Annotated in this window: 22 protein-coding genes and 2 tRNA genes; 2 read left to right on the top strand and 22 right to left on the bottom strand. The window is 38.3% G+C overall.

The window, feature by feature from the left end:
- Nucleotides 1–74: 74 nt before the first annotated feature.
- From cysK to spoIIE, 10 genes are all read right to left on the bottom strand, one after another.
- Nucleotides 75–1,001: a cysteine synthase A gene (gene cysK / locus BAOM_RS00390; protein ID WP_127758630.1), complete on the bottom strand. Its 927-nt coding sequence runs from the start codon at nucleotides 999–1,001 to the stop codon at nucleotides 75–77.
- Nucleotides 1,002–1,118: 117 nt separating this feature from the next.
- A complete protein-coding gene (locus BAOM_RS00385; RefSeq protein ID WP_127758629.1) occupies nucleotides 1,119–2,006 on the bottom strand; it encodes a peptidyl-prolyl cis-trans isomerase in 888 nt (295 codons plus the stop codon).
- Between the two features lie 21 nt (nucleotides 2,007–2,027).
- On the bottom strand, nucleotides 2,028–2,906 hold the full coding sequence (hslO, locus tag BAOM_RS00380; protein ID WP_127758628.1) for an Hsp33 family molecular chaperone HslO: 879 nt from the start codon (nucleotides 2,904–2,906) through the stop codon (nucleotides 2,028–2,030).
- 34 nt (nucleotides 2,907–2,940) lie between these two features.
- A complete protein-coding gene (locus tag BAOM_RS00375; protein ID WP_127758627.1) occupies nucleotides 2,941–3,720 on the bottom strand; it encodes a type III pantothenate kinase in 780 nt (259 codons plus the stop codon).
- Nucleotides 3,721–3,887: 167 nt separating this feature from the next.
- On the bottom strand, nucleotides 3,888–5,870 hold the full coding sequence (ftsH, locus tag BAOM_RS00370; RefSeq protein WP_127758626.1) for an ATP-dependent zinc metalloprotease FtsH: 1,983 nt from the start codon (nucleotides 5,868–5,870) through the stop codon (nucleotides 3,888–3,890).
- A gap of 105 nt (nucleotides 5,871–5,975) precedes the next feature.
- Nucleotides 5,976–6,515, bottom strand: coding sequence for a hypoxanthine phosphoribosyltransferase (gene hpt / locus BAOM_RS00365; RefSeq protein WP_127762395.1), 540 nt, complete (start codon nucleotides 6,513–6,515; stop codon nucleotides 5,976–5,978).
- Nucleotides 6,516–6,547: 32 nt separating this feature from the next.
- Nucleotides 6,548–7,942, bottom strand: a complete 1,395-nt coding sequence (gene tilS / locus BAOM_RS00360) for a tRNA lysidine(34) synthetase TilS (protein ID WP_127758625.1) — start codon at nucleotides 7,940–7,942, stop codon at nucleotides 6,548–6,550.
- 97 nt (nucleotides 7,943–8,039) lie between these two features.
- Nucleotides 8,040–9,029: a serine/threonine protein kinase gene (locus tag BAOM_RS00355; protein WP_127758624.1), complete on the bottom strand. Its 990-nt coding sequence runs from the start codon at nucleotides 9,027–9,029 to the stop codon at nucleotides 8,040–8,042.
- Nucleotides 8,998–9,732, bottom strand: coding sequence for a vWA domain-containing protein (locus tag BAOM_RS00350; RefSeq protein ID WP_127758623.1), 735 nt, complete (start codon nucleotides 9,730–9,732; stop codon nucleotides 8,998–9,000). The genes BAOM_RS00355 and BAOM_RS00350 overlap by 32 nt, the downstream gene beginning before the upstream one ends.
- Before the next feature lie 66 nt (nucleotides 9,733–9,798).
- The gene (gene spoIIE / locus BAOM_RS00345; protein WP_127758622.1) at nucleotides 9,799–12,273 is read right to left on the bottom strand and encodes a stage II sporulation protein E; all 2,475 of its coding nucleotides are present in this window, start codon (nucleotides 12,271–12,273) and stop codon (nucleotides 9,799–9,801) included.
- A 325-nt stretch (nucleotides 12,274–12,598) separates the two neighbouring features.
- On the opposite strand from spoIIE, the gene BAOM_RS00340 reads away from it, so the two are divergent.
- Both BAOM_RS00340 and BAOM_RS00335 read left to right on the top strand, forming a co-directional pair.
- Nucleotides 12,599–12,672: transfer RNA gene (locus BAOM_RS00340), tRNA-Met, on the top strand.
- 19 nt (nucleotides 12,673–12,691) lie between these two features.
- Nucleotides 12,692–12,763, top strand: a tRNA-Glu gene (locus tag BAOM_RS00335).
- 186 nt (nucleotides 12,764–12,949) lie between these two features.
- Here the strand turns inward: BAOM_RS00335 and BAOM_RS00330 are convergent.
- The 12 genes from BAOM_RS00330 to BAOM_RS00275 all read right to left on the bottom strand — a co-directional run bounded on the left by BAOM_RS00330 (nucleotide 12,950) and on the right by BAOM_RS00275 (nucleotide 24,838).
- Nucleotides 12,950–13,396, bottom strand: coding sequence for a S1 domain-containing RNA-binding protein (locus tag BAOM_RS00330; RefSeq protein ID WP_127758621.1), 447 nt, complete (start codon nucleotides 13,394–13,396; stop codon nucleotides 12,950–12,952).
- An 81-nt stretch (nucleotides 13,397–13,477) separates the two neighbouring features.
- Nucleotides 13,478–13,864, bottom strand: a complete 387-nt coding sequence (locus tag BAOM_RS00325) for an FtsB family cell division protein (protein ID WP_127758620.1) — start codon at nucleotides 13,862–13,864, stop codon at nucleotides 13,478–13,480.
- An 11-nt stretch (nucleotides 13,865–13,875) separates the two neighbouring features.
- On the bottom strand, nucleotides 13,876–14,508 hold the full coding sequence (gene yabQ, locus BAOM_RS00320) for a spore cortex biosynthesis protein YabQ (RefSeq protein WP_127758619.1): 633 nt from the start codon (nucleotides 14,506–14,508) through the stop codon (nucleotides 13,876–13,878).
- Complete coding sequence (yabP, locus tag BAOM_RS00315; RefSeq protein ID WP_119117756.1) at nucleotides 14,505–14,813, bottom strand: sporulation protein YabP; 309 nt, start codon at nucleotides 14,811–14,813, stop codon at nucleotides 14,505–14,507. The genes yabQ and yabP overlap by 4 nt, the downstream gene beginning before the upstream one ends.
- A gap of 73 nt (nucleotides 14,814–14,886) precedes the next feature.
- A complete protein-coding gene (locus tag BAOM_RS00310) occupies nucleotides 14,887–15,153 on the bottom strand; it encodes an RNA-binding S4 domain-containing protein (RefSeq protein WP_119117789.1) in 267 nt (88 codons plus the stop codon).
- A gap of 24 nt (nucleotides 15,154–15,177) precedes the next feature.
- Nucleotides 15,178–16,653: a bifunctional methyltransferase/pyrophosphohydrolase YabN gene (gene mazG, locus BAOM_RS00305; RefSeq protein WP_127758618.1), complete on the bottom strand. Its 1,476-nt coding sequence runs from the start codon at nucleotides 16,651–16,653 to the stop codon at nucleotides 15,178–15,180.
- 1 nt (nucleotide 16,654) lies between these two features.
- Nucleotides 16,655–18,253 (bottom strand): putative polysaccharide biosynthesis protein, encoded by a 1,599-nt coding sequence (locus BAOM_RS00300; protein WP_164853107.1) that lies wholly within the window; start codon nucleotides 18,251–18,253, stop codon nucleotides 16,655–16,657.
- 189 nt (nucleotides 18,254–18,442) lie between these two features.
- The gene (gene spoVT / locus BAOM_RS00295; protein ID WP_127758616.1) at nucleotides 18,443–18,979 is read right to left on the bottom strand and encodes a stage V sporulation protein T; all 537 of its coding nucleotides are present in this window, start codon (nucleotides 18,977–18,979) and stop codon (nucleotides 18,443–18,445) included.
- 176 nt (nucleotides 18,980–19,155) lie between these two features.
- Complete coding sequence (gene mfd, locus BAOM_RS00290) at nucleotides 19,156–22,695, bottom strand: transcription-repair coupling factor (RefSeq protein ID WP_127762394.1); 3,540 nt, start codon at nucleotides 22,693–22,695, stop codon at nucleotides 19,156–19,158.
- A gap of 274 nt (nucleotides 22,696–22,969) precedes the next feature.
- On the bottom strand, nucleotides 22,970–23,200 hold the full coding sequence (locus BAOM_RS00285) for an anti-sigma-F factor Fin (RefSeq protein ID WP_127758615.1): 231 nt from the start codon (nucleotides 23,198–23,200) through the stop codon (nucleotides 22,970–22,972).
- Nucleotides 23,201–23,290: 90 nt separating this feature from the next.
- Nucleotides 23,291–23,851 (bottom strand): aminoacyl-tRNA hydrolase, encoded by a 561-nt coding sequence (gene pth, locus BAOM_RS00280; protein WP_127758614.1) that lies wholly within the window; start codon nucleotides 23,849–23,851, stop codon nucleotides 23,291–23,293.
- Nucleotides 23,852–24,193: 342 nt separating this feature from the next.
- Complete coding sequence (locus tag BAOM_RS00275; RefSeq protein ID WP_127758613.1) at nucleotides 24,194–24,838, bottom strand: 50S ribosomal protein L25/general stress protein Ctc; 645 nt, start codon at nucleotides 24,836–24,838, stop codon at nucleotides 24,194–24,196.
- Between the last annotated feature and the right edge of the window lie 117 nt (nucleotides 24,839–24,955).

The following is a 24,955-nucleotide window of genomic DNA, read 5'->3' as shown; positions in this document are numbered from 1 at the left end:
CAAAACGCAAGTTACACAACTAAAAAAGCAAAGCCCCTAAAGGAACTTTGCTTTTTTTACTATTCCTATTAAGATTATTCAAAGTGATAAAGAGGTGTACTTAAATAACGCTCTCCGTTACTTGGAATAATAGCTAGTACTTTTTTACCTGCACCTAACTCTTTAGCTACTTTAATTGCAGCACTAATCGCAGCTCCTGAAGAAATACCACCTAAGATTCCTTCTTCTTTCGCAGCACGGCGAGCATATTCAAATGCTTCTTCCGTTGTAATTTGAATAATTCCATCATATAACTCAGTATTCAAGATGCTTGGTACAAAGCCTGCACCAATTCCTTGAATTTTATGAGGGCCTGGTTTTCCACCCGATAAAACTGGAGAATCTTTCGGCTCCACTGCGTAAATCTTAATGTTTGGATATTTCTCACGTAACACTTCACCAGCACCTGTAATTGTTCCACCTGTACCGATACCAGCAATGAAAGCATCTAATCCTTCATCACCAAAAGCTTCAACAATCTCAGGACCTGTTGTTTGACGGTGAACTTCAGGGTTTGCTGTATTGTTAAATTGTTGAGGTAAGAAATAGCCTTTTTCTTTTGCTAATTCTTCCGCTTTAGCAATAGCACCTTTCATACCTTCCGGCCCTGGAGTAAGAACTAATTCCGCACCATATGCACGAAGTAAGTTACGACGCTCTAAGCTCATTGTTTCTGGCATAACAAGAATGGATTTATATCCTTTAGCAGATGCAACTAACGCTAGACCAATTCCTGTATTTCCACTTGTAGGCTCAATAATCGTATCGCCCTCTTTTAATTGACCGCTTTTTTCAGCTGCCTCAACCATTGCAAGTGCAATACGATCTTTTACACTGCTCCCTGGGTTAAAATACTCTAGTTTCAAGTAAATATCTGCGATGTTTTCTTCTGGAATTCTGTTTAATTTTACAATTGGTGTTTGACCAATTAATTCAAGTACGGAATTAGCAATACGTGCCATTTCGTTCACTCCTTCATTTTTAAATACCTAGTAAGTATATTGGTTTTATTAATTCAAAATTATCAGATTGTATAGACTATTGTCAACTATTTTCTACTTTTTTCTAGTAATTTTTACTCATTTCGCACCATAAAACCATTCAACTTCTAGTTCATCCCAAAATATTTCGCTAGATACAGATGTTTGAATATGTTCCATAGCTAATTGACGACGAATCTGTTGTTTCACTTCATCATAAGAGAATTGTTCTCCTTTAATTTTTTCATGAAGATATAGAACCGCCCAGCCTTCTTCAATTTGAATCGGCTTGCTCCAATCATTTGTTTTCATTGATGCCGCCGTCTCAATATAGACCTTTGGCACTCGTTCATTATCTTCAGAAATGAAACCCATCGCCCCGCCTTGATTAGCTGTAAACTCATCAAGAGATTTCTCCATAGCTAACACCTGAAAAGAAACGCCCTTTGTCAGCTCTTTCATTACTTTATCCGCCTCACTTTTTGTCGCTGTTGTTAAGTGAGAAATTCGATAAGTAGTCGGGATTCGAAATAAATCCTGATTGTCGTTATAATAGTTTTTTATTTCTGTTTCCGATATGCTGACATCTTTCGTCAAAATCTCTTCTAATAATAAGTCCGCTTTGATTTGAGCCTTTCTCTGGTCTTCAGACTGACTTTGTGATTGTTCGTAGGTTCCATATAAAGTTTTCATTATCTTATATTCTCGCTCAATTTCTTGGTCTGTGACGCTTACATCATATTTCTCAGCCATTTGTTTTACGACTTCCTCATCAACCATCTCTTTGAGCACATCTTTCCCATACCGTTGTTCTAACTCATTTATCCAACTCTCTCTTGAGATACCTACATCACCAATTTGAGCTACCGTTTCTCCTCCGCCAACCGTTCGAGAATTAAACATCGGCCAAATCGCAAATATGACAATCGTAATCAAATTTAACAAAGCAAGACCAGCAACCATAGATCTTAACCGCTTCTTCGACAACTATCCTTCCCCCGTTGGCCTTTATTTTGCTTCTGCCGCTAATTCCTCAAGCTCTTCTTTAGAAAATTGATATTTTTCATTACAAAAGTGACACTGTGCTTCCGCCTTACCTTCTTCTTCAATAATGTCCTGAATTTCTGCTTTCCCTAAGCTGATTAAGGCATTTGAAATTCTCTCTCTTGAACATTGGCATTGAAACGATACTGGCATTTTCTCTAACACCTTTACATTTCCTTCTCCTAAAAGTTGGTCCAAAATTTCTTCAGGCGTTAATCCTGCTTGAATCATTTTTGAAACAGGCGGAATACTCTGTAATCGATTTTCAATTTCTGTAATAGTTGAATCGTCTATTCCAGGCATTAATTGAATAATAAAACCACCAGCTGTTTGAATAGAGTTATCCGGATTCACAAGCACGCCTACACCTACTGATGACGGAACTTGCTCTGAAGTAGCAAAATAGTAAGTGAAATCTTCACCAAGCTCTCCTGATACAATCGGAACTTGGCCAGTAAAGTGATCACGTAATCCAATATCCTTTACAATCGTTAACATCCCATCGGTACCGACTGCTCGTCTTACATCCAATTTACCATGCTCATTTAAATCGAAATGAACGTGTGGATTCGTTACATAGCCACGCACTTCACCTTTTGCATTGCTATCCACTAGAATGGCACCGATTGGCCCGCCACCTTCGATTTTAATCGTGAGCTTTTCCTCACCTTTTAACATGGCTCCCATCATCAAACCCGCTGTCATAGCACGACCTAATGCAGCAGAAGCAGTTGGCCATGTATAATGACGGCGCTGAGCTTCTCCCACTGTTTCTGTCGTAGAAACGGCATACGCACGCACCTGTCCATTATATCCCAACGCTTTTACTAAATAATCTTTCACTACTTTTGCCCCTTTCCTAGCTGCCTTTAATTCTTTAATTCTTTACTTGTTCACGATTCCGCTTATAAATTAACTGAAGTCCCTTTAACGTTAAAAACGGTTCTACAATATCAATCGCCGTGGATTCATTAGCAATTAACGGTGCAAGTCCTCCTGTCGCGATAACAAGCGGCTCGATTTTACTTTGCTCCTTAATTCGAGCAACAATGCCTTCTACTTGTCCTACATAACCATATAAAATACCAGACTGCATGGCTGAAACAGTATTTTTACCAATTACACCCTCCGGACGGCTAATTTCAATTCTCGGTAGCTTCGCTGCTTTTGAATAAAGAGCCTCCGTTGAAATATTAATCCCAGGGGCAATTGCTCCACCCATATATTGTTTGTCTTCATTAATGTAACAATAAGTTGTTGCTGTTCCAAAATCCACAATAATGAGAGGGCTTCCAAATTCGTGAATACCAGCAACAGCATTCACAATTCGGTCCGCACCTACTTCACGCGGGTTTTCATATTTAATGTCTAACCCTGTCTTAATACCTGGTCCAACAACTAACGGCTTAATACCAAAATATTTCTTACACATTCTCTCTAGCGCAAACATAATAGGAGGCACAACAGAAGATATAATCATGCCATCAAATTGGTCAAAAGATAGCCCCTCATGCTGTAATAAAGATTTAATGATCATTCCATACTCATCTTCTGTCTTATGACGATTTGTCTCAATTCGCCAATGATATTTCAAAATATCATCCTCATATACCCCTAAGACTGTATTTGTATTTCCAACATCTAATACAAAAATCATCGTTCTATCCCCCTAATAAATTATTCTCCTACGTCACACTTAATCATTATTTTACACGATAATAGAAGTAAAACGAAAGTATCTTGTCATATTCTGAGAATAAGATAAGTAATTACTAAGCGAGAAAAAGGTATTCCATCTAGGAATACCTTTTTCTCGTTATACAATCATAACTTATTATCTGTATCTTTTGGACCCTTTTCTAAAGAAGGTGCTTGATTCCCTTCAAAAGGTGTCGAATCTTCTTTTTTGGCATTAATCTTTACCTTTACATCATCGTCTGAAGCAAGATTTCCATTAAGGGCTACATAATCACGATCCGGTAGTTTCCCCTCACGGTACAGACTTTGGATTTGTTCTTGGTCTAGTGTTTCCACATCAAGTAACGTTCTTGCTACTAAATCTAACTTCTCACGATTTTCTGTAAGAATTTGCTTACATCTTTCATAAGACTCATTAATGATTCGTTGTACTTCTAAATCAATTTCATAAGCAATCTTATCGGAGTAATTTTGTTCGTTATTAAAATCACGACCTAAAAATACTTGACCTTGAGAGCTTCCGAATTGAAGCGGACCTAACTTACTCATCCCGTACTCCATAACCATACTGCGAGCAATACCAGTAGCACGTTGGAAATCGTTATGAGCACCTGTACTTGCCTCACCAAACGTAATTTCTTCCGCTACACGTCCACCAAGCAAACCAACAATTTTATCCTTCAGCTCTGGCTCTGTCATAAAGAAACGATCTTCCTTCGGCAACATTACCGCATACCCGCCTGCTTGACCACGTGGAACAATCGTTACCTTATGCACCACTTCTGCATCATCCAATACTAAACCGATAATTGTATGCCCTGCTTCATGCCAAGCTACAATATTACGCTCTTTCTTAGAAATAACACGCGTTTTCTTAGCAGGTCCTGCAATAACACGGTCAGATGCTTCATCTAAGTCAGACATATCAATTGTTTTCTTATTCTGACGAGCTGCCACAAGAGCCGCTTCATTTAATAAGTTTTCAAGGTCCGCTCCAGAGAATCCTGGTGTACGTTGTGCAATAGCCTTTAGATCAACACTATCTGCTAATGGTTTATTACGAGCATGTACTTTTAATACTTCTTCACGACCTTTTACATCTGGGCGACCAACTGTAATTTGACGGTCAAAACGGCCCGGTCTTAATAACGCAGGGTCAAGAATGTCTGCACGGTTTGTTGCAGCAATCATGATAATCCCTTCATTTCCACCAAAACCATCCATTTCAACAAGCAATTGGTTAAGCGTTTGTTCACGCTCATCATGCCCGCCGCCAAGTCCTGCACCACGTTGGCGTCCAACAGCATCAATTTCGTCAATAAAGATAATACACGGCGCATTTTTCTTAGCATTTTCAAACAAATCACGCACGCGCGAAGCTCCTACTCCGACAAACATCTCAACGAAATCTGAACCACTGATAGAGAAGAATGGAACACCCGCTTCACCAGCTACTGCTTTCGCAAGTAATGTTTTACCCGTACCAGGAGGCCCCACTAAAAGCACCCCTTTTGGTATACGAGCACCTAGCTCAGCGAACTTTCGAGGGTCTTTTAAAAATTCAACCACTTCGACAAGCTCCTGCTTCTCTTCATCTGCTCCTGCTACATCATTGAAGCGAACTTTCTTCTTATCATCATTGTATAGCTTCGCTTTACTTTTCCCAAAGTTCATTACACGGCCGCCGCCGCCACCTTGAGCTTGGTTAAGTAAGAAGAAAAAGAGAATGAAGATGATAACAAATGGAATAATTCCTGTAAAGAACGTTACCCAACCACTTGTTTTTTCCGCAGGTTTTACATCAAATTTTTCAATTCCTTGCTTGTCAACAATCTCACCAATTTTTGCTTGATAATATTCATTTGGTGGGATATATGTTACAAAATATTGACCTTCTTTATACCCTTCAAGCTGCCCTATAATTTCATAAACGCCACTTTCAGGCTGCATGGTTAATGATTTTACTTTCCCATCTTCCAAGTTTTTATAAAGCTGGTCTTGGGTAATAGTCTCAGTCGGTTCATTGTTATTGTTAAAAATACTAACAATCCCAATAATGACCAAAAAGATCAATAAATAAAATATCGTATTACGGAAGATCCGATTCATACCCTACCTCCTCCCATGAGTCAACAAACTATAGTAAATAGTATCATAGAAAATTATTCGTTTACAATATTTTAACACCGCTGTTTTTATTGGTGTTCAGCTGAATCAGCTGTTGTAAATCTCAGGCTTTAATACGCCGATATAAGGTAGATTACGGTATCTTTCTGCATAATCCAAGCCATAGCCAACAACAAAGGCATCTGGCACGATAAAACCTGCATAATCTGGTTTTATATCTACTTTTCTTCCTGTAGGCTTATCTAACAATGTCACGATTCTGACCGATTTAGCTTTGCGGTATCGGAATAATTCCGCCAAGTAGCTTAATGTTAAACCGCTATCAATAATATCTTCAATAATCAAGACATCTCTGCCTTCTACAGATGCGTTCAAATCTTTAACGATTTTCACTTCACCGGAAGATACAGTCGAGTTACCATAGCTTGAAACATCCATGAAGTCCATTTCTAAATGGGTATCCATTCTTTTTAATAAGTCACTCATAAACGGCAGAGCTCCTTTTAACACTCCAACAGCTAATGGAAATTTATCTTGGTAGTCACTTTCAAGCTGTACTGCTAATTCCTTAATTTTACTTTGAAGTTCTTCCTCCGTTATTAACACTTTTTCAATGTCATTTTTCATGGTCATTGTTATTAATTGCCCCCTATGAAGAATTAAGCTTTCTTATATTGTAAATAAATTAAAGACGATTCATCGATTACACTTTCTGATTCTATGTAGGATTTTTTTAGACCCGGAAGCCAAATGATGTGTCCCATTCCATCGACAACAATAGGCCAATCATTTCGTTTAAAAATAGGGACCTTCTCATCAATAAAAATATCCTTTATTTTCTTTGTCCCGCCTAAACCTTTGACTTTCATGCGATCCCCCGTATGTCTTGTACGGACCGTTAAAGGAAAAGTAACCATCGAGTAAGGAATAATACAAGAATCATTTCCACTTATAGCAGGGATGTCTCCTTCTATATACTGTGCTTTAATCTTATATCCATTCGGAAGAAACGTATCACCAGGAATTTGTAATAAAAGGGAATAATTCACGGTTTCCCGTTTAAAAAAACGAAAGGTACATATATGATACGATTTTTCTACAATGAGGCCCTCCGGAAGATGCAATTCAGCAGATGGTTGAGGATTCAAAAATAAAGCTAAAAGCTGATCAATATGTAGTGCTGAAAGCGATGATGGTCTATCTAAGTAAAGATAATTTAATATTAGTTGAATCGCTCTCCTTTGTAAAGGCTTAGGCATCGCAAGTATGGAATCAATCTGAATAGATGCATAACCTTTCTCTTTTTTCACCCAAATCCCATCCATTTTTTTCAAAACCAAGTCGTGCAAAAAAGCTTCATCTTCGTAAATTTCTTCACTGAAACGTTGAAATTGTTCATGAACAAGCGGATTTTCTTGCTTTAAAAAAGGCAATACCTCATGTCGAAAGCGATTTCTTACATAATCGTTTTTGGCATTACTAGGATCTATCCTCGGCTGCAAGTAATGAGTCCTAGCATATTCATAAATATCTGCCTTTGTTACAGCAAGAAATGGTCGAACAATTTCCGCATTCTTGAACGGACGTTTCAGTGGAATACCAGCTCTCGCTGTTCCGGTTGCTCCCCTTGTCATACGCATCAGCATCGTTTCTACTTGATCATCACCGTGATGACCAAGAACAAGCGTCGAACACCCGTATTTCTTCATCAATTCTGCAAAAAATTCAAAGCGTAATTTCCTTGCAGCAAGCTGCGTGCTCTCACCTGTCTGTTTCATATGTGCCGGTACATCGATTCGACACCCTTCAAATACAATGTCCCATTCTTTACAAATCTTCTCTACAAACAAATAATCTTCATAAGACTCTTCTCCGCGAAACATGTGATCAACATGGGCCACAAAAAGGTCCCACTCCATCACCTTCTGCAATTGTTTCAGAACATGTAACAATACAAGTGAGTCAGGGCCTCCTGAAACCCCTATTAATAGCTTTGCATTCTTTTCTATTAACTTATGCTTATGAATGACATGAAGCACTTTATGCTGTAACATACTCTCTTCCTTCTTTGTTGACAGTCTGCCCATCTCCCTCTATGTATACGATTCAACAGGCAAATTGTTTCAATTTTTTTGTATATAATTTACTATATCATAACAATTGATCATACATGTAAAGAGCGTACAACAAAGAAATAACTGCTACAAGGACAAACGTTTCCACAAAGTGACCTTTCTTTTTTTGTCTTGCCTTTTGCTGCAGACGACTTGCTTGTTTTGTTGATTGAGTTGGTTTAGTTTTTTGCACTTTTTGCGTTTTGGGAATGGGTTGATCACTTGGTTGACTTAAAATAGTAATTAAATCTTGGCGCATTTCTTCTGCTGATGTATATTTCCCAAGCAATGCTTTTTCCAACATCTTTCGATAGGGCTTCAATACTTGCTTCTGAATAATTCGCTCTTTTAATTGCATGTACCCTTCCCCTTTTTTAGAAAAGCGAGTTGGATAAGCAGCATTAAGCATAATCATCGCTACAGCAAACAAGTCATATGATGGATCTGCTTTACGGGAACCTAACCCCCAGTATCCCCTATCAAAAAATTCGGTAAACTCTTTAATAGCACGGCCTATCGCTGTTGTTCCTCCTACATCGACACAACGTACTCGGTAAGCAGGCATGGAGACAATTAAATTCTCCGGTTTTAAATCCCCAAACACCCAGCCATGTTTATGTAATTCCACTAAACTCGTTAGAAGCTGAAGCATAAGCACACCAATCCAAGCTGCTCCCTTCTTCTCTATAAACTCTAAAAGCCCTTCGCCTTTAATATACTCCATTACATAAAACGGCAAAGTAGAACCTTGTCGCTGAAAATCATCCGCTTCCAAAAAATAAGGTCCAATGGCAGACCCATGGACCTTAGAAAAGGATTTAAGAGTATTCATCTCAGAAATAATGGACGTACCATTGTCACTTAGTTTTAAGGCAAATGGCTGATTTTTACTTTCAACTAAGTAGACAACTCCATTTGCACCGTATCCTAACTCCTTGATAACTGTGTACTCATTTGCATTCCATTTTCCGGTAATGCGATCACCTTTTTTAAGTTTACATTGAGTCCTCATAGTATTGTTCATCATGTGATAATAAGCCCCTTAATGAACGCTTTTTATTAAAATATGATAATGCTTCACGAATGGCTGGACCTGTTGGCGTAATCCCTCCTGTTGTTAACTTCGGAAAGATTTTTGATAATGCATTAAGCTCTGGCGTCCATTCTAGTAATTTTTCAACATCTTTCTTTTTCCCGGGAAATACAAAAACAGAAAAGCGATTTTCACCTATTCTTGCATTCATACTGAGTGATAAGTCGAGCAGCGAATCCTTTACTGTAGGCAATTTATGCTTCATGCTGGCACTTGTATCCACAAGCACTAATACTTCAAGCTTACTCGTTTCTCCAAGCTCATCGACCACCTCCATCACTTCTCCCCGTGTATCCGGCGGTAAATCCTCAAGCTTCTTAGACTCTCCTAATATGTGCTTAAGCTCTCGATTAATCACCCCTTGTATCGTTTGAGTCATCGCTTTTTGTGTTACCATTTGAACAGTTTGTGATAATTGCTGTGCATACACAATTTGACTTACACCACCACCTGATAACGCAATATTTTCAATTTCTTTTATCCCTTTTTCATCAATGACATCATTTTCTACAACACCAATCACATTTACTGTAATCCCCCGCTCGCGAGCCAATGCTGCCATCGCTGCAGGATCTTCCCCTTGATTTGAGCAACCATCCGTAATGAGCAATATTTGACGCAATGTTCCTGCTTCCATGTGTCAGTCTCCCTTCTTTCAGTCTTTTAACATAATTGACTAAAATAGGGTTATTTATACAAACTATCACTGCGCTTTTTTACGTTTAGATGCGACCGGAATAGATGCCCACTTCGGTGTATTGTGCATAATTTTCGCTGTCACAATCGTCATGTCATCGTCAATTACTCCTTTCGTTCGAATGACTTCTTCTAAAATTAAATCGGAAATCTCTTGTGGATCATCTGTTTTCAGCTCTTTAATTTTCCGCTTCATCCAAAATTCAATATTTTCGATATGATCTGGTCCTTCAAAAATACCATCGCTCATCATGATCAGCACATCGCCTGCTTTCAGCTGTTCTGATACTACATCTACATCAAAGTCTTCAATAATCCCCATTGGTAAGTTACTAGATTCAATTTTAATAATTTTATCTCCTCTTTTTATGAAACTCGGAATCGAACAGACTTTTAAAAATTTTGCTTTAGCATCTTGTAAATCAATCATGGCTAAATCCAGCGTTGAAAAAATTTCATCGGTCGTGCGGAGAGATAATACGGAGTTTACTGATTTAATAGCAATCTTCTCTTCAATCCCTGACTGTAAAAACTTTTGTAACAGCTTTAATGTTTCCATGCTTTCGAAATGTGCTCTTTCTCCGTTACCCATTCCATCACTAATAGCTACTGCATATTTACCACTCCCAATCTCAAGTGTTGTATAGCTATCTCCCGAAACAAGACCGCCCCCTTTGGCCGCATGAGCAACACCCGTTTCAACTACAAACTTTTTAGCTGAACGAAAAACGACTTCGCATTCCCCAGCTGGATTCGTTGCACATTGCTCTGAATGAACAACTACAGTTTCTCCTAATATATCTGATAGCATTGGTGCTATTAACTTTTCACACTCTCCTCTCCCTTGGCAGTAAGGTACTCTCATTTCAATATCGACATTCCCTTGATCTAAGTTATAGATTTCAATATGGCCAATATGAAGGCCAAAATCTTGAATCGCCTCCATAATTAATTCTTCATGTTGATGATGGCTTTGCCTTTCTCTTTGAATTTCTTTAGCGAAGTCCTCCATAACTGCGGATACTCCCCGCAATTGATCTGCAACTAATCTTCTGCTCTCCCTTACCTTTCTTTTTAATTTTTGATTAGCCTCATAAAAAGTAAGCTCATGTGCAATGGCCGCAATGACTCTAGGACCTGAGCGACAATATTTCCCCCACTCATTCGCCGTTTTTTGTGGAAGCTGCCCATCATTTTCACTAAGTTGATACATAATTTCGTGCATGCCTTCATAAGTTGTATTAAAGTTCTTCACCCAACATTGTTCTTTTCTAAAGCACATTTGACACGTCTTTTCAGTCACATTCCCTAAAAAGTAATCAAATTCTTTTTCTTCTTCCTCCTTTATTCCATATTCATCTATTTGCGAGAAACTGTTAGACAGAGCTTCAAACACGTGAGAAAATTGCTCGACTCGTTGAGCTGTTACATCACGAACTTTACGAGCATATTGCTGTTGCTCATCCATATGCTCTGTCGTCCCAGGGATATGTTTGGAAATTTTATGAATTAATGAAGTGGGAGTTAAGAGAAATAATGCGACTGCAATTAATGATTCATAGAGAGTAATCATAATATTGCTTGTCCCTTCACCGTATAAACCAATTAACAGCGTCGCAATTAATAAACCAATTGCAACCCCGGCTTTTTTCCCTTCCTTTAATAGGCCCCCAAGTAAACCTGCAAAAGCAAGTAAACTCATCTGATAGAGACTAGCTATACTCGCTAAACTAAATATTAAACCTGTGACGACTCCTACGGTTGAACCGATAGCCGCACCACCTGCCAGTCCAAATAAAAGTACAAGGTATCGTGAAAGAACATGGTCTAATGATATATCATAAAAGACCCAACCTATCGTTCCTGTCATCACAGAAGCCAGCAAAATAATAATGCTAATAATTTCTTCTGTTTTTAACGTTGGTGATCTTTTTCTAATCGATAGAAGTGGAATAGATTGAATAAAGATTAACGTTAAAATCATCGCTAATCCCGCTTCAACGCCAATCATCATAAGATCGTAGAGTTGAATGGATTGAAAGATAAGATAGTGCTCGGCTAAATTAACCAAGAATAAGGAAGTAAATACATACAGTGCGATTGTCTTAAATTGCCCCTCGATATCCGGCTTCCTTATTTTATGAAGGATAAGGAATAAAAAGACCGATGCAAAGATGACAAGACTGTTAGAATAATGAAGAGTGAGAGCTCCTGCCAGTAAACCAATGAGAGCTAATGGTGCATGATCTCTTCGTATTAAGAAAACAGCTGCGAAAAACGGTAGTGCAAATGGAGCTAGTTGTGACAGAATTAAGGCTCTTCCTAAAAGAAAGCCAATAATAGCTACTGGAATTCCTTTATTTGAAAATAAATCTTCCATTTTAACCTGCAGCTTTTGAAACCAATTAATAGCCCCTGCCTTCACATTCTTCAGCTGAACTTCACCTAAAGGCTCTATTAAGCTTCGATTCACTTTTTCCATTACACACACTCCTATCCTTCTTAGTGTGTTTTATTATAAAGAGTGCTTGTTCAATTTTTTGTCATAATTTTAAAAGTGACTATAAAAAATGTTCGACGCAATTCTCCTTGAACATCCACATGTATACAGGTTTTTAAAGGCGTATGGGCCTTTTCCAAACATTCACATCCATTTCTTATTCAAAATGCCCCTTTTTTTAGCTGATTTTCGCAAAAAATCATTAGTATATTTTTCCTAATGCTAGAAAACGACAAAAGGTTAATTTTTTATTGACAATTTTATAAGGCGATTGTAAGATATATCTTGTGCTCAAAAAGAGTATCATGGCGGTGTAGCTCAGCTGGCTAGAGCGTACGGTTCATACCCGTGAGGTCGGGGGTTCGATCCCCTCCGCCGCTATCTTTCATTTTTTTAAATAGGCCCCTTGGTCAAGCGGTTAAGACACCGCCCTTTCACGGCGGTAACACGGGTTCGAATCCCGTAGGGGTCATCGTCAAAGATGCCTTAGGCTCATTCTCTATTAATAGAAGAAAGCCTAAGGCATTTTTTATAGCTTTATAAAACAGATTTATAGAAAGTTCGACCATAAAAAAACAAGCCCTTTGAGGCTTGCCTTTATATAAAATATGAAATGGTTTCACAGGATCATTGCTAGAATATGATTTTCAGCAGCAGTCTACCCGCGTCTTCCTCCTCTACCTCCCCGTTTTGTTTCGGTATTGCGTTTGAGGGAAGATAAGCGGTCTTCACTATCTTTTAAGAACTTTGCCATTTTTGTCTCAAAAGTTTCCTTTGGACGGAAATTATCTTTAGAACGAAAATCCTTAGAACGGTCATTTCCTCTATTTTGGCGCGGACGTTGTGAATAAGATGATTGTCCTTCTGGACGATCTTTTGCTTTCTTAATAGATAAGCCGATTTTACCATCCTTCTCAACATTAATGACCTTTACCTCTACAGCATCGCCTACTTTAAGGTGATCATTAATATCTTTTACATAGTTATCAGCTACTTCACTGATATGGACAAGTCCCGTTGCACCTTCAGGTAATTCTACGAACGCACCAAAATTTGTAATGCCTGTTACTTTACCTTGTAACTTGCTGCCTACTTCGATTGACATAAAAAAAATGTTCCTCCTTAGAAATGTTCAAAATCGCTTCACTATCTATTATAATACGAAAGGAAAAAAACAGTGTCAATATTAGTCACTGTCTTCATTATTTTTTGGTAAATTAAAAATAATTTCTCCCTCTTCTGATAAGAAGTAATCCCGTCTTACGATTTTCGCTATATACTCATCATCATTCAGCCTTACAATTTGTTCCTTAAGTACCTTTTCTTCCTTCTTAAGCGCCGCTAATTCGCTATCGATTTTTTCCTTCTGTTGGGCTTTTTCATTCAATGCAGCATTTTGAGATACAATAGTCACTACAGCAAAAATGAAAAAAACGAACAAGCAGATTCCATATAGCGTTAATCGCCGCCTTAACCCGCGCTTCTTTTTCTTCATGGACTGAGCTTTTTTTTCTTGTTGGGCAACATACTCATTTTCCATTTTTGTTACGTTTATTTTGCGGAGGCCCTTCATTCCCTTCCACCTCAATCTTTTTCTTTTCTCCACTTATTAAAGAATGTCTTTATTACATTCTTGCATTTCATTAAAATTCCTGTCAATTTTTTATAAAACTTTACGACCTTTTTTGTAACAGTATCCGGCAGCATTTTCCACAGTTTTATCAAAACCCACTGAAGCGGTTTAAAAATGATCCGTAAAATAAGGAAAATAAACTTACCTAGCCACTTTAGACAAACAAATATCATTTTGAAAATGCCTATACACAAGGTGAAAATTGTGACTGCTATCCATTTTATCGGAAGGAATAGTAAATAGTGAAATGCCTTTAATGTAAATTCGTATAATTTAATTACGATAGTAATAAGCATTTCTAATCCGCGTTGATAAATATTTTTAAATAAGGCTTGGTAAGCAGAGAAGCCGCATAATAAAGCAAGAAATAAATAAAAGCGAAATTCCCCTTCATTCACTAAAAATAGAACATAAAAAATGAGTAACCCTTGGATCACCCAAAATAACACATCGTGAATAAATACAATCCAGCGCTTTCGTTCAGCACGTTTTAAAAATCGGCTATACGTATCGAGGGCAGCTCCAAAAAAACTGCCCATCCCTACCATTACTAGTAACGTATAAAATTGCGTTGTTAACGTCATTTGAATAACTTGCCAAAGAAGCCTTTAGCTTTCTCCCCTGAATGTTCATCCAAATAAACAAGGTCAAAGATTTTCCCTTTAATTGAGACAATACCTTTATCCACGTCTAAATTCTTCATCTGTAAATTTTGCCCGCGGATCGAGAGAAATCCCATCGATGTTTCAAGCAAAAATTCTTCATTATCAAAACTTTCTACTTGCTTCACACCTGTAATATCTAGTAAGCGTCGACCTCTCATCGTCACATCATGTTCTGGTACAGTTCCTTTAGAATAGCTTGAGTTCGGGTCTACATATTGGCTCATTCTCATCCCTCACAATAACACTAGTTTTCTAAAAATGTATGTAGGGATGAAGAGAAATAGAACAAGCCTCCTTTTACTGTTCACTTCCTAGCTTTTCTTCTTTTACGACTGTATACATTTCTGCAGCCGCTTCCTTCTTTGTTGTCTCTTGAATTTTATCAATGCGAACCGTAACAAGTTTTTGTCCAAAGCGAACCGTCAGTTCATCTCCTTCTTTTACATTCGAGCTCGCCTTCGCTTGTACTCCATTAATGGAAATACGGCCTTGATCGGCCACCTCCTTGGCTAACGTACGGCGCTTAATTAAACGTGATACTTTTAGAAACTTATCTAATCTCATTGACATAGCAGATTCCTCCTTCTCTTACAATCCTTTTTTCTTTGCCTCATCCCAAAAATGATCAAGCTCAGCCAATGTATAATCCGAAAACTTTTTCTTATCTTGGCGAACACAATCCTCAATATAAGTAAAACGGCGGTAGAACTTTTGATTTGCTCGGTATACAGCTTCCTCGGGCTCGATTTTATAAAAGCGCGCCACGTTAACGAGTGCAAAAAATACATCGCCCAGTTCATCTTGAATGTGGGTAATATTTGGCGTTTGGCGTTTTATTTCTGCCTCGACTTCTTCTATTTCTTCACGAACTTTCTGCCATGCTTCTATTGCTTCATCCCAATCAAACCCAACTTTTGCCGCTCGCTTTTGATACGCTTCTGCACGCATTAAATTTGGCAAGGATTTCTCTACATCTGCCAGTAAAGAAACAAACTCTTCTGCTTGTTCTCCCTTTTCTTCTTCCTTAATTTTTTGCCAATTGACAACAACCTCTTCTTCTCCACTTACTTGAATATCACCAAATACATGTGGATGACGACGAATCATTTTTGCAGAAATACTTTCGACAACATCATCGACCGTAAACATGCCTTCATCTTCTCCAATTTGTGCATGAAGCATTACTTGCAGAAGAACATCTCCTAATTCTCCAATCATTGCCTCATCATCTTGCTCATCAATGGCATCAATTAGTTCATAGGCCTCTTCGATTAAATATTTCTTTAAACTCTCATGTGTTTGCTTCTGGTCCCACGGACAGCCATTCGGCCCTCTAAGCTTAGCAATAATTTGACGCAGCTTAGAAAACTCACGATATTGCAATTCGTCTTCTTTAACCGGTGGCACATATACACTCGTTAAATTACTTAACTCCATTTGACGGTCCAGCTCATATAATGGAACCTTCGTTACTTTTTCCTGTGTGCTCCCTGCAGCTGTCACGATATATACATTATAATCATCCGGAAGCTTCTCCATCAGCGTCAGCTTCACTTCGGAAGCAGTAAACATATCGTATACTTGTCCAATAATCATATGTTGAGTAATCTGCAATTCATCCCGATGAAGAGCCGTTCCATCCAGTAATTGAAATCCCTCAATAGGATCCACTTTTACCGCCTGAAACAACGCATCTAAAAAGCTTTGTCCCCCTTCTACCTGAATGGTAATACCGCGCTCCGGACCTTTTTCTAATAGTAATTGCACGGTTTTTTCTGCAACCATTGGATGTCCTGGTACTGCATATAAAATAGGTTGAGTGGAAGCCTTTTGTAAAAGCGTTTCGGATATTTCCTCATAAACAGCTTCAAATCCATTATGCTTTTCATAAACGGCATCAAAGCTAATAAACTTCACCCCTTCAGCTTTTAACTCTTCAATAGCGGGATGATCCATTGTTCGAACCAAGCACGTCTTTTCCTTCTTAAGCTTCTTATAAATCCCGAGTGGGAGCTGATTCAAATCCCCCGCGCCTAGACCAATGATTGTAATCATATTTGTCATGTTATTCATTACTCCTATTCCATTTATTCAATCGCTCTAATTGATTACCAAATGGTAAAAGCATCAATTCGTCTTGTTTAAACAAGCCTGTACGTAAGATAATAACACCAAAAACAAGTGCACCAAGAACAACACCAAACAGCGCTTGAATTGTAGCCATCATTCTTGTTTCACTTGGAACAAGCCAATCCGCTGCCATATTAAATCCCCATAATGTACATGCCATACATCCAACACTAAGCATAACAATTCCTATATCTTTTCCTATCCATAATGATTGTTTCACATCATTTTTTAAGACGCAAGAAAAACCAATTGTCATTCCTAACAAGGAAAGAACAGTTGCCACAGCGGCTCCATTTATATGATAATGAGGAATCAGCCACACATCTAAGAACCACTTTCCGACAACTCCTGCTGCCACAATGAATATAGGGGCTATATAGTGTCCTAAGCTTTGAATGACAGCAGCCATGGTCATAATAAGGGATGAAAGTACAATCGATACGGAAAAAATAGCGAGTGTCACTGAGCCAAGACCATCGGTATATAACATCTTATTCACAGGTTTGATTAGACAAATAAGTCCTACTGTTGCAGCTGAGCCAATCATAAGGCTTACGCGCAATGATAATCTAATTTTTGAAAGCAGCTCCTGTTCATCTTGATTCTTACCATACCTTGCAATCAATGGAACAAGTGCTAACGAGAGTGAGTTCGCTACAACCGTCCCTAATTGAAGCAGCGGTTGACCACGATCATATATCCCCTTCCACTCTTTTGCTGTCATCTCAGCAATTCCAGCTTGTCTTAGTAAAGCATATAAATGCAGTGAATCCACCAACTGAAGGAAAACGAGGATTAAACTAGATATACAAAAGGCCAAGCCTTGAAATATTAATACTTTCATAATCAGCGGAAATTGTCGAAGCTGAAGTGCATTAAACTGAACTCTTTTCCTTTTTTTATATCGCACAAAAAAAATCAGTAAAAGAATAAGCCCCATTAGTCCCCCTGTGATTGAACCGAAAATAGCTCCTGCTCCTGCATCATACAAAGAATACCCTTGATGAATCAAGATGGGTGTAAGAACAAGAATAGTAAGCACACGAACAAACTGCTCAGCAACTTGTGAACTTGCTGTTGGGAGCATCTCATGATTTCCTTGAAAATATCCACGAAAGACGGCGGCTAAAGGCATCAATAAGTAGGACAGAGACAAAATCCTCAGCAGTTCAGCTAAACGAGGATCTGCCATTTTATTTGCTAACCAATCCGCTCCTAAAAAAAGACTCGTGGAACTCACGAGCGCGATTACACCTAACATAAGAAAAGAGGCAGCCAATATATCCCTTTGAGCAAACTTTCCTTCAGCAATAAGCTTTGAAATAACGATAGGAAAACCGAGTGTCGACAATGTAAGCATAATTCCGTAAAACGGATATACTTGCTGGTATATGTAAAAGCCGATGTCCCCTACAATATTTTGATAAGGTATTCGATAAGCTGCGCTTAATACCTTTACCATAATAGCCGCAATACTTAAAATAAATGCACCGCGAAAGAACTCCTTCGATGCTGAATACGGCTGATTAACCATGCTAATACCCCACTTCATTTCTATGTGGTTGTTATTATAGCATATTTTAGCAATCAAAAAGCAGCTCCAGTCAAGTGGGCAGCTTGCTTAACTTAGACATTTTTATTCTTTCTTAATCTACAGAAAAAGGACAGCTCTATATCGCTGTCCCTTCTCCTTATTTAATCAATAGCCTGTCTAACTCTTATTTTATTGCTCCATTTGACGTGCAAGGAAGCTAGCCGCTGTCTCAACAGATTTTTGCTCTACATCGCCTACTGCCGCTTCTTTAGCAAGAATCAAAACAGCACCGATCGGATCACCGTTGGCAATAATTGGAGCCACTGCATATGATTGCACTTCTTCATGAATGCCATCGACGAATGAAATTTGACCTTTTGGAGAAGCAATTGTAGAATTGCGATCTTCCATAATCTTCTCAACTAGTTCACTTACACTTTTATTTAAATACTCTTTCTTGGAACCACCTGCTACAGCGATGTATGTATCACGGTCGCATATTAATACAGGATTCCCTAAACTATCATATAGCGCTTCCGCATATTCTTTAGCAAAGTCACTTAATTCACTAATCGGCGAATATTTTTTCAAAATTACTTCTCCGTCACGATCGACGAAGATCTCCAAAGGATCTCCTTCACGAATACGCAAAGTTCTTCGGATTTCTTTCGGAATTACGACTCTTCCTAAATCATCAATTCGGCGAACAATACCAGTTGCTTTCATCTTATGTTGCCTCACTTTCATCTAAATTGATTTGGATGTATATCTTAGTAACTATTGTGCGGAGCGCTATAGCACTAGTATTTTACTAATGGAAAGTTCTATACATATTGAAGAAATATTTCTTTCCTATATAGATTATTCTAAATGAGTAACTAAGACAGAGTCGGTTGTTCCGATTAATTTTTTTCCGCTATTTGTACTTCTTGTTTGGCCTGCTGAAGTCCTTCCACAAGTTCAAATAACACCTTAAACCATTTAGATTGCTCGATACCCTTCGTATGAACAGCCAGCTTTAAGCATTTCCCTTCCATACCTAAGCTAATCATTCTACTATGTTTCGCGGTAAGCTCGCTCACCTGTTTTAAATTAACTTTTTGTGTATCGTTTTCTGAAAATAAGATGGTAATAACCTGTTTTAATTGTTTAATGCTTTCAATACCAGCTTTCATTGCATAAACTTTCATTTCAGCCATTAAAAATAAATAATGAACTTCTTCTGAATATTCACCAAAACGGTCTCTCATTTCCTCTTGCAGCTCTTTCACTTCTTCAATTGAAGTAATGCCTCTAAATCGTTTATACATCTCGATTTTTTGATGACCATCAGCAATATAGGCATCTGGTATATAGGCGTCTACTTCAATATCCATATCCAGTGATACTTTTTCTTCTGCCGGTTGCTCATTACGTTTTGCTTCTACAGCTTCTTTTAACATTTGCGAATACAAATCAAAGCCGACCGAATCAATAAATCCATGCTGTTGGGCTCCAAGCAAGTTCCCCGCTCCACGAATGGATAAGTCGCGCATCGCAATCTTGAATCCGGAACCAAGTTCAGTAAACTCTTTAATCGATTGCAGGCGTTTTTCAGCTACCTCGGTTAGCACTTTATCTTTTCGATACGTAAAGAAAGCATACGCCACTCGATTTGAACGTCCAACTCGACCGCGAAGCTGATACAGCTGGGAAAGACCCATTCGATCTGCATCATACACAATTAACGTATTTACGTTCGGAATATCAACACCGGTTTCAATAATCGTCGTACTTACTAATACGTCGTATTCTCCCTCTAAGAAACCAAACATCACGGCTTCCAATTCCTGCTCTGTCATTTGGCCATGCGCAAATGTCACACGAGCATCAGGAACGAGCATAGCAATTTCCTCTGCTTTGCGCGCAATATCTTCCACACGGTTATAGAGGAAATAGACTTGACCATCTCGAGCCAGCTCTCGCTCAATAGCCTCTTTCACCAATCCTCCATTATACTCCATCACATAGGTTTGAATAGGGAAACGATTTTCTGGCGGTGTTTCAATAACCGATAAGTCTCGAACTCCGAGCATCGACATATGAAGGGTACGAGGAATCGGCGTTGCTGTTAACGTCAGCACATCCACATTCGTCTTCAATTGCTTGATTTTTTCTTTATGCGTCACTCCAAAACGTTGCTCTTCATCGATAATTAAAAGGCCTAAATCATGATATTGAATATCCTTCGATAAAATCCGGTGTGTACCGACAACGATATCAACAGTACCTGTCTTCAGGCCTTTTACCGTTTCTGTTTGTTGCTTTCTCGTTCGAAAACGACTCATCAAACCTATGGAAATCGGGAAATCCTGAAAACGTTCTCGTAATGTTTCATAATGCTGTTGAGCTAAAATCGTTGTTGGAACAAGAAAGGCTACTTGTTTTCCATCTGCAATCGCTTTAAAAGCAGCACGAATAGCCACTTCTGTCTTCCCGTACCCTACATCGCCACAAAGCAAGCGGTCCATCGGTCTTTCCCGCTCCATATCTTTCTTAATTTCAGCGATTGACCGCAACTGATCTTCCGTTTCATTGTATAAAAAGGATAATTCAAACTCTCTTTGCATATCTCCATCCGGTGAGAATGCGAACCCTTTTGCCGCTTCCCGCTCGGCATACAATTTAATCAAGTCGTCTGCGATATTTTGCACAGAGGAGTGAACCTTACTTTTCACTCGTTTCCACTCTGTTCCACCCAGTTTGTAAAGCTTCGGTTCTTTCCCTTCCGAACCGACATACTTCTGAACAAGGTCAATTTGATCAACAGGTACATACAACTTATCGTCTGCTTGATAACGGATATGGAGGTAGTCTTTATGAACGCCATTAATAACTAATGTTTCAATCCCTAAATACTTCCCAATTCCATGATTCACATGAACAACATAGTCGCCTACTTTTAACTCAGAATAACTTTTAATTCGTTCTGCATTCGATAATTTCTGCCTGCGACTCGATTTTTTCGCCCTTTTATTAAATAGCTCCGTTTCTGTAATAATCACGATTTTTTCCATCGTCATTTCAAAACCACTATTTAAACTACCACGCAAGATTTGAACTTGGCCTGGCTGTAAATGACTAGAATCCTTTAATTCAGCAGCTTCGATATCGTAATCTGCCAGCACCCCCTGAATCTTCTTCATCCGTTCCTCATCCTGACCAAGAATCACAACGGTGTACTGTCCTTTTTTCCAATGCTCAACCTCTGCTTTAAATACATTCATTTGTCCATAAAAGTTCTGCATTTGCTTACAAGCCACGTTCACAATATTCTGTGGGTTTGTATGCGGTACATGGCGTAAAAACAATGATAAATAAATGAATGGATAAGAAGAATGCGTAATTAAACTCGGCAGGTCATGAGCTAGCTTCACATCATGAACAATTTTCCCCTCACCTAATAAATCGGTGTACCACTGGGCTTCTTCTTTCTCTAATGATTCATTAATTTCTTGAATCCGGCTGATTTCATCCAAAAGAACAATTCCATCGCCAGGAAGGTAATCTATTAAACTAGCCGGTTTATCGTACGCTAAACTGAAATACTTAAAAATTTGATCCGGCTTCTGTCCTTGTTTTAATTGCTCTAATTCATGCCCCACTGTCTCAGCAAGCTGTTCCTTCACTTTATCATCTTTAAACTTTTTCAAACTCTTACTTAAGTTGCTTTCAAGCTTTGTCATTATATTATTAAGATGTTCATCTTCTAGTAAAGCTTCACTTACTGGTCCAACTGTCACTCGAGAAAGCTTTTCAATAGAACGTTGATCATCAGAAGAAAATGTTCGAATCGACGTAATCTCTGTATCAAATAATTCAATTCGAATTGGATTCATTTCGGTAATCGGATACAAATCAATAATCCCACCGCGAATACTACATTCACCTGGTGAAGAAACCATCTCCGTACGACTATATCCCATAGTAATTAATTTATGTAATGTTTCCTCCAGCTCAATATCAGCCCCCACTTGAAAGGACAGCTGATACTTCTTCCATACCTCTTTTGGTGAAAGGAACTTACGAATACCAGGAATCGGGACAATAACAACGCCTTTCTTCCCTTGCGACCAAAAATTTAATGCCTCTACTCGCTGCGCCCTTAATTCGGGGCTAGCAACACTTAAATCTGCTGCAATTAACTCATTTGCAGGAAACACATAAAGCTCTTCTTCCGGAATAAAATTCAACAAATCCTCTTGAAATTTTTGTGCTTGTAGAAGATTATGTGTCACTAACAAAATGGACTTATTCGTTTTCTCATAGATAGATGCCACAAGCATCGACCTTGATGAACCCGTTAAGCCAGAAACCAATTGTTCCTTTAATCCTTCATCAATACCCGCTATTAACGAATGGACATTATCGTGCTTGGAGAACAAATTTTGTAATCCATTCACCATCTTTGCCCCTCCTCCCTATAAAATCAAAATTATGCTTTTTTCTATCCAATCATTTACCCTGTTTACTTTGTTATAGAAGGCTTTTCGCTTTTAGCTTATTTCATGGAGCAAAGCTAAAATGTGCCAAAAATTATAAAATCACCAACACGGCTTCACACAGTCAATATACTAACTGAAAGAATCCTTTATATAATGCTATTGATTTTTTGCAATATTAGTAAATGAAAACAAACGGAAAAATGCTTTGGAATTTATCCAAAGCTCCTCCCGCTTAATGAATAATATAATCGTTTTGATATAACTCTGGATTTCTTTGCAATGATTCGTAACAATCTTCGCAAATCGACTTAACCTGAATGTTTCCAGAGGAGTCATAAACGATCATCTCTTGCCTTTCTTCATCACTCAGCTGGTTAAACCCTAACTGTGCCGCTTGTATCTGCTGTTCTTCAATAGTGCCCAGCTTGATTCCACAATGACGGCAATGATAATGGAGAGCCATATAGTAACCCCCTATACTGTATTGCCATTAGTATGAACAGAAATAAGGGATTTTTATTCATTAAGCAAGAAAGATATTTTTCCTCATACATTATTGATTATATACATTCATTACTTGTAAAAAAGGCGTCTTTAACCAAGCTTCACATGCATTAGCGCTTTTTTCAATGGTGTTCATAATATCGGGCCATTCCTCAGATGTAAATTTCCCCAATACATAATCTGAAATAGCCATCAGTCCAGACGGCCGACCAATACCAATCCGAATTCGGTTAAAGTTTTGTGTACCAAGATGAGCAATGGTTGATTTAATCCCATTATGCCCACCAGCACTTCCCTTTTGACGCAGACGAACTTTCCCAGGAGGTAAATCCAAATCATCATATAGCACGACAACATCATCCACTTCTACTTTAAAGAAACTCATAACAGCTGAAATAGATTCACCAGATAAATTCATATATGTCAACGGTTTAAGCAGAATTACCTTCTCGTTATCGATTACACCCATCCCATATATTCCTTTATGTTTTGCTTGATTTAAAGGAATAGACCATTTATCAGATAATGCATCTATTACTTCAAACCCGACATTATGTCGTGTTTTTTCATATTGTTTTCCAGGGTTACCCAGACCTACGATTAACTTCATTTTTCACACTCCGTTACAACTAAGTTTCATGGAGTCACCTTTTATTATATACATTTTTGGAAACATTAGTAAAAATAGTATCTCATATCTCTAGAGGAATGCAAGCTTCACAAGACCTAAAAGGATATATCCCTACCCTTTTATATAACAGGATTATATGAAGCTATTGATTATTTACCTTGTCTTTCATATAGGCTATGTAAAACAATACTGTGAATCCAAACGTTGCATCACAGTATAACAAAGCCTTCATAATAAAAAAGCGCAACCCATAATGTGTTACGCCTATTATACCATGTTTATTTTTTTATCTAAAACAAAGAAAGGAAGCCGACGTAATCTCTACGCTTGAGATTCTGGAGAAGCGGCTGTTTCACGCCCTTCTTCATTCGTCGGTATGCCGCCTTCTTGTTGTTCACCTGTACTAATTTCTCGTTCTTGGCGAGGAGCTAAGACAGAGGCCACTACTTCGTCACCACTATGATTAAGCGTTACACCTTGTTTCATATTTAAATCGGAAATATACAGTGTTTCATTCACTTCAAGCTCTGTCACGTCAACATCAATCGACTCTGGAATGTCACCTGGCGTCGCAGTAACGGTTACTTCATGGAGAGATTGCTGAAGTACTCCGCCATCTTTTACACCAATTGATTGACCGACGAGATTAACTCGTACATTTACCTGTACTTCCTCCGACATATCAACGATTAGAAAATCAGCATGATACATCTCTTGCTTTAACGGATCAGATTGATATTCTGAAAGCATAACCTGATGTTCTTTACCTTGACAATTTAATGAAATAATGCCATTTCGACCGATTTCCTTCAATGTTTTTTTCAAATCTGCATAATTCACGGAAATTGCTTGACTCCCATTCTCACTTCCGTAAACTACTGCTGGTATTTCCCCATTTTCACGCAATTCTCTTAATGTAGATTGTTTGAAGTCTGTCCGCTCTTTTGCTACTAGTACATGGCTCATCTTCATCTTCACCTTCCCAGTTTTATAAAAATTCAAGCTAGTCTACATCATCTTTCCCCTTATGTATCCAATTTATGCATAAAAAAACAGCAAGCGAAGCCGCTTACTGTTTTTTAC

Source organism: Peribacillus asahii (assembly GCF_004006295.1).
GTDB lineage: Bacteria > Bacillota > Bacilli > Bacillales > DSM-1321 > Peribacillus > Peribacillus asahii_A.
Note: the sequence above shows the minus strand (reverse complement) of the source record. Positions and strands in the feature narration are given on the sequence as shown.

Excerpts from the sequence above, each read along its gene's own strand:
- cysK (WP_127758630.1), bottom strand. The coding sequence starts at position 1,001 with ATGGCACGTATTGCTAATTCCGTACTTGAATTAATTGGTCAAACACCA.
- BAOM_RS00375 (WP_127758627.1), bottom strand. The coding sequence starts at position 3,720 with ATGATTTTTGTATTAGATGTTGGAAATACAAATACAGTCTTAGGGGTA.
- ftsH (WP_127758626.1), bottom strand. The coding sequence starts at position 5,870 with ATGAATCGGATCTTCCGTAATACGATATTTTATTTATTGATCTTTTTG.
- hpt (WP_127762395.1), bottom strand. The coding sequence starts at position 6,515 with ATGAAAAATGACATTGAAAAAGTGTTAATAACGGAGGAAGAACTTCAA.
- tilS (WP_127758625.1), bottom strand. The coding sequence starts at position 7,942 with ATGTTACAGCATAAAGTGCTTCATGTCATTCATAAGCATAAGTTAATA.
- BAOM_RS00355 (WP_127758624.1), bottom strand. The coding sequence starts at position 9,029 with ATGATGAACAATACTATGAGGACTCAATGTAAACTTAAAAAAGGTGAT.
- BAOM_RS00350 (WP_127758623.1), bottom strand. The coding sequence starts at position 9,732 with ATGGAAGCAGGAACATTGCGTCAAATATTGCTCATTACGGATGGTTGC.
- spoIIE (WP_127758622.1), bottom strand. The coding sequence starts at position 12,273 with ATGGAAAAAGTGAATCGAAGCTTAATAGAGCCTTTAGGTGAAGTTCAG.
- BAOM_RS00330 (WP_127758621.1), bottom strand. The coding sequence starts at position 13,396 with ATGTCAATCGAAGTAGGCAGCAAGTTACAAGGTAAAGTAACAGGCATT.
- BAOM_RS00325 (WP_127758620.1), bottom strand. The coding sequence starts at position 13,864 with ATGAAGGGCCTCCGCAAAATAAACGTAACAAAAATGGAAAATGAGTAT.
- yabQ (WP_127758619.1), bottom strand. The coding sequence starts at position 14,508 with ATGACGTTAACAACGCAATTTTATACGTTACTAGTAATGGTAGGGATG.
- yabP (WP_119117756.1), bottom strand. The coding sequence starts at position 14,813 with ATGAGCCAATATGTAGACCCGAACTCAAGCTATTCTAAAGGAACTGTA.
- BAOM_RS00310 (WP_119117789.1), bottom strand. The coding sequence starts at position 15,153 with ATGAGATTAGATAAGTTTCTAAAAGTATCACGTTTAATTAAGCGCCGT.
- mazG (WP_127758618.1), bottom strand. The coding sequence starts at position 16,653 with ATGACAAATATGATTACAATCATTGGTCTAGGCGCGGGGGATTTGAAT.
- BAOM_RS00300 (WP_164853107.1), bottom strand. The coding sequence starts at position 18,253 with ATGGTTAATCAGCCGTATTCAGCATCGAAGGAGTTCTTTCGCGGTGCA.
- spoVT (WP_127758616.1), bottom strand. The coding sequence starts at position 18,979 with ATGAAAGCAACTGGTATTGTTCGCCGAATTGATGATTTAGGAAGAGTC.
- BAOM_RS00285 (WP_127758615.1), bottom strand. The coding sequence starts at position 23,200 with ATGGCTCTCCATTATCATTGCCGTCATTGTGGAATCAAGCTGGGCACT.
- pth (WP_127758614.1), bottom strand. The coding sequence starts at position 23,851 with ATGAAGTTAATCGTAGGTCTGGGTAACCCTGGAAAACAATATGAAAAA.
- BAOM_RS00275 (WP_127758613.1), bottom strand. The coding sequence starts at position 24,838 with ATGAGCCATGTACTAGTAGCAAAAGAGCGGACAGACTTCAAACAATCT.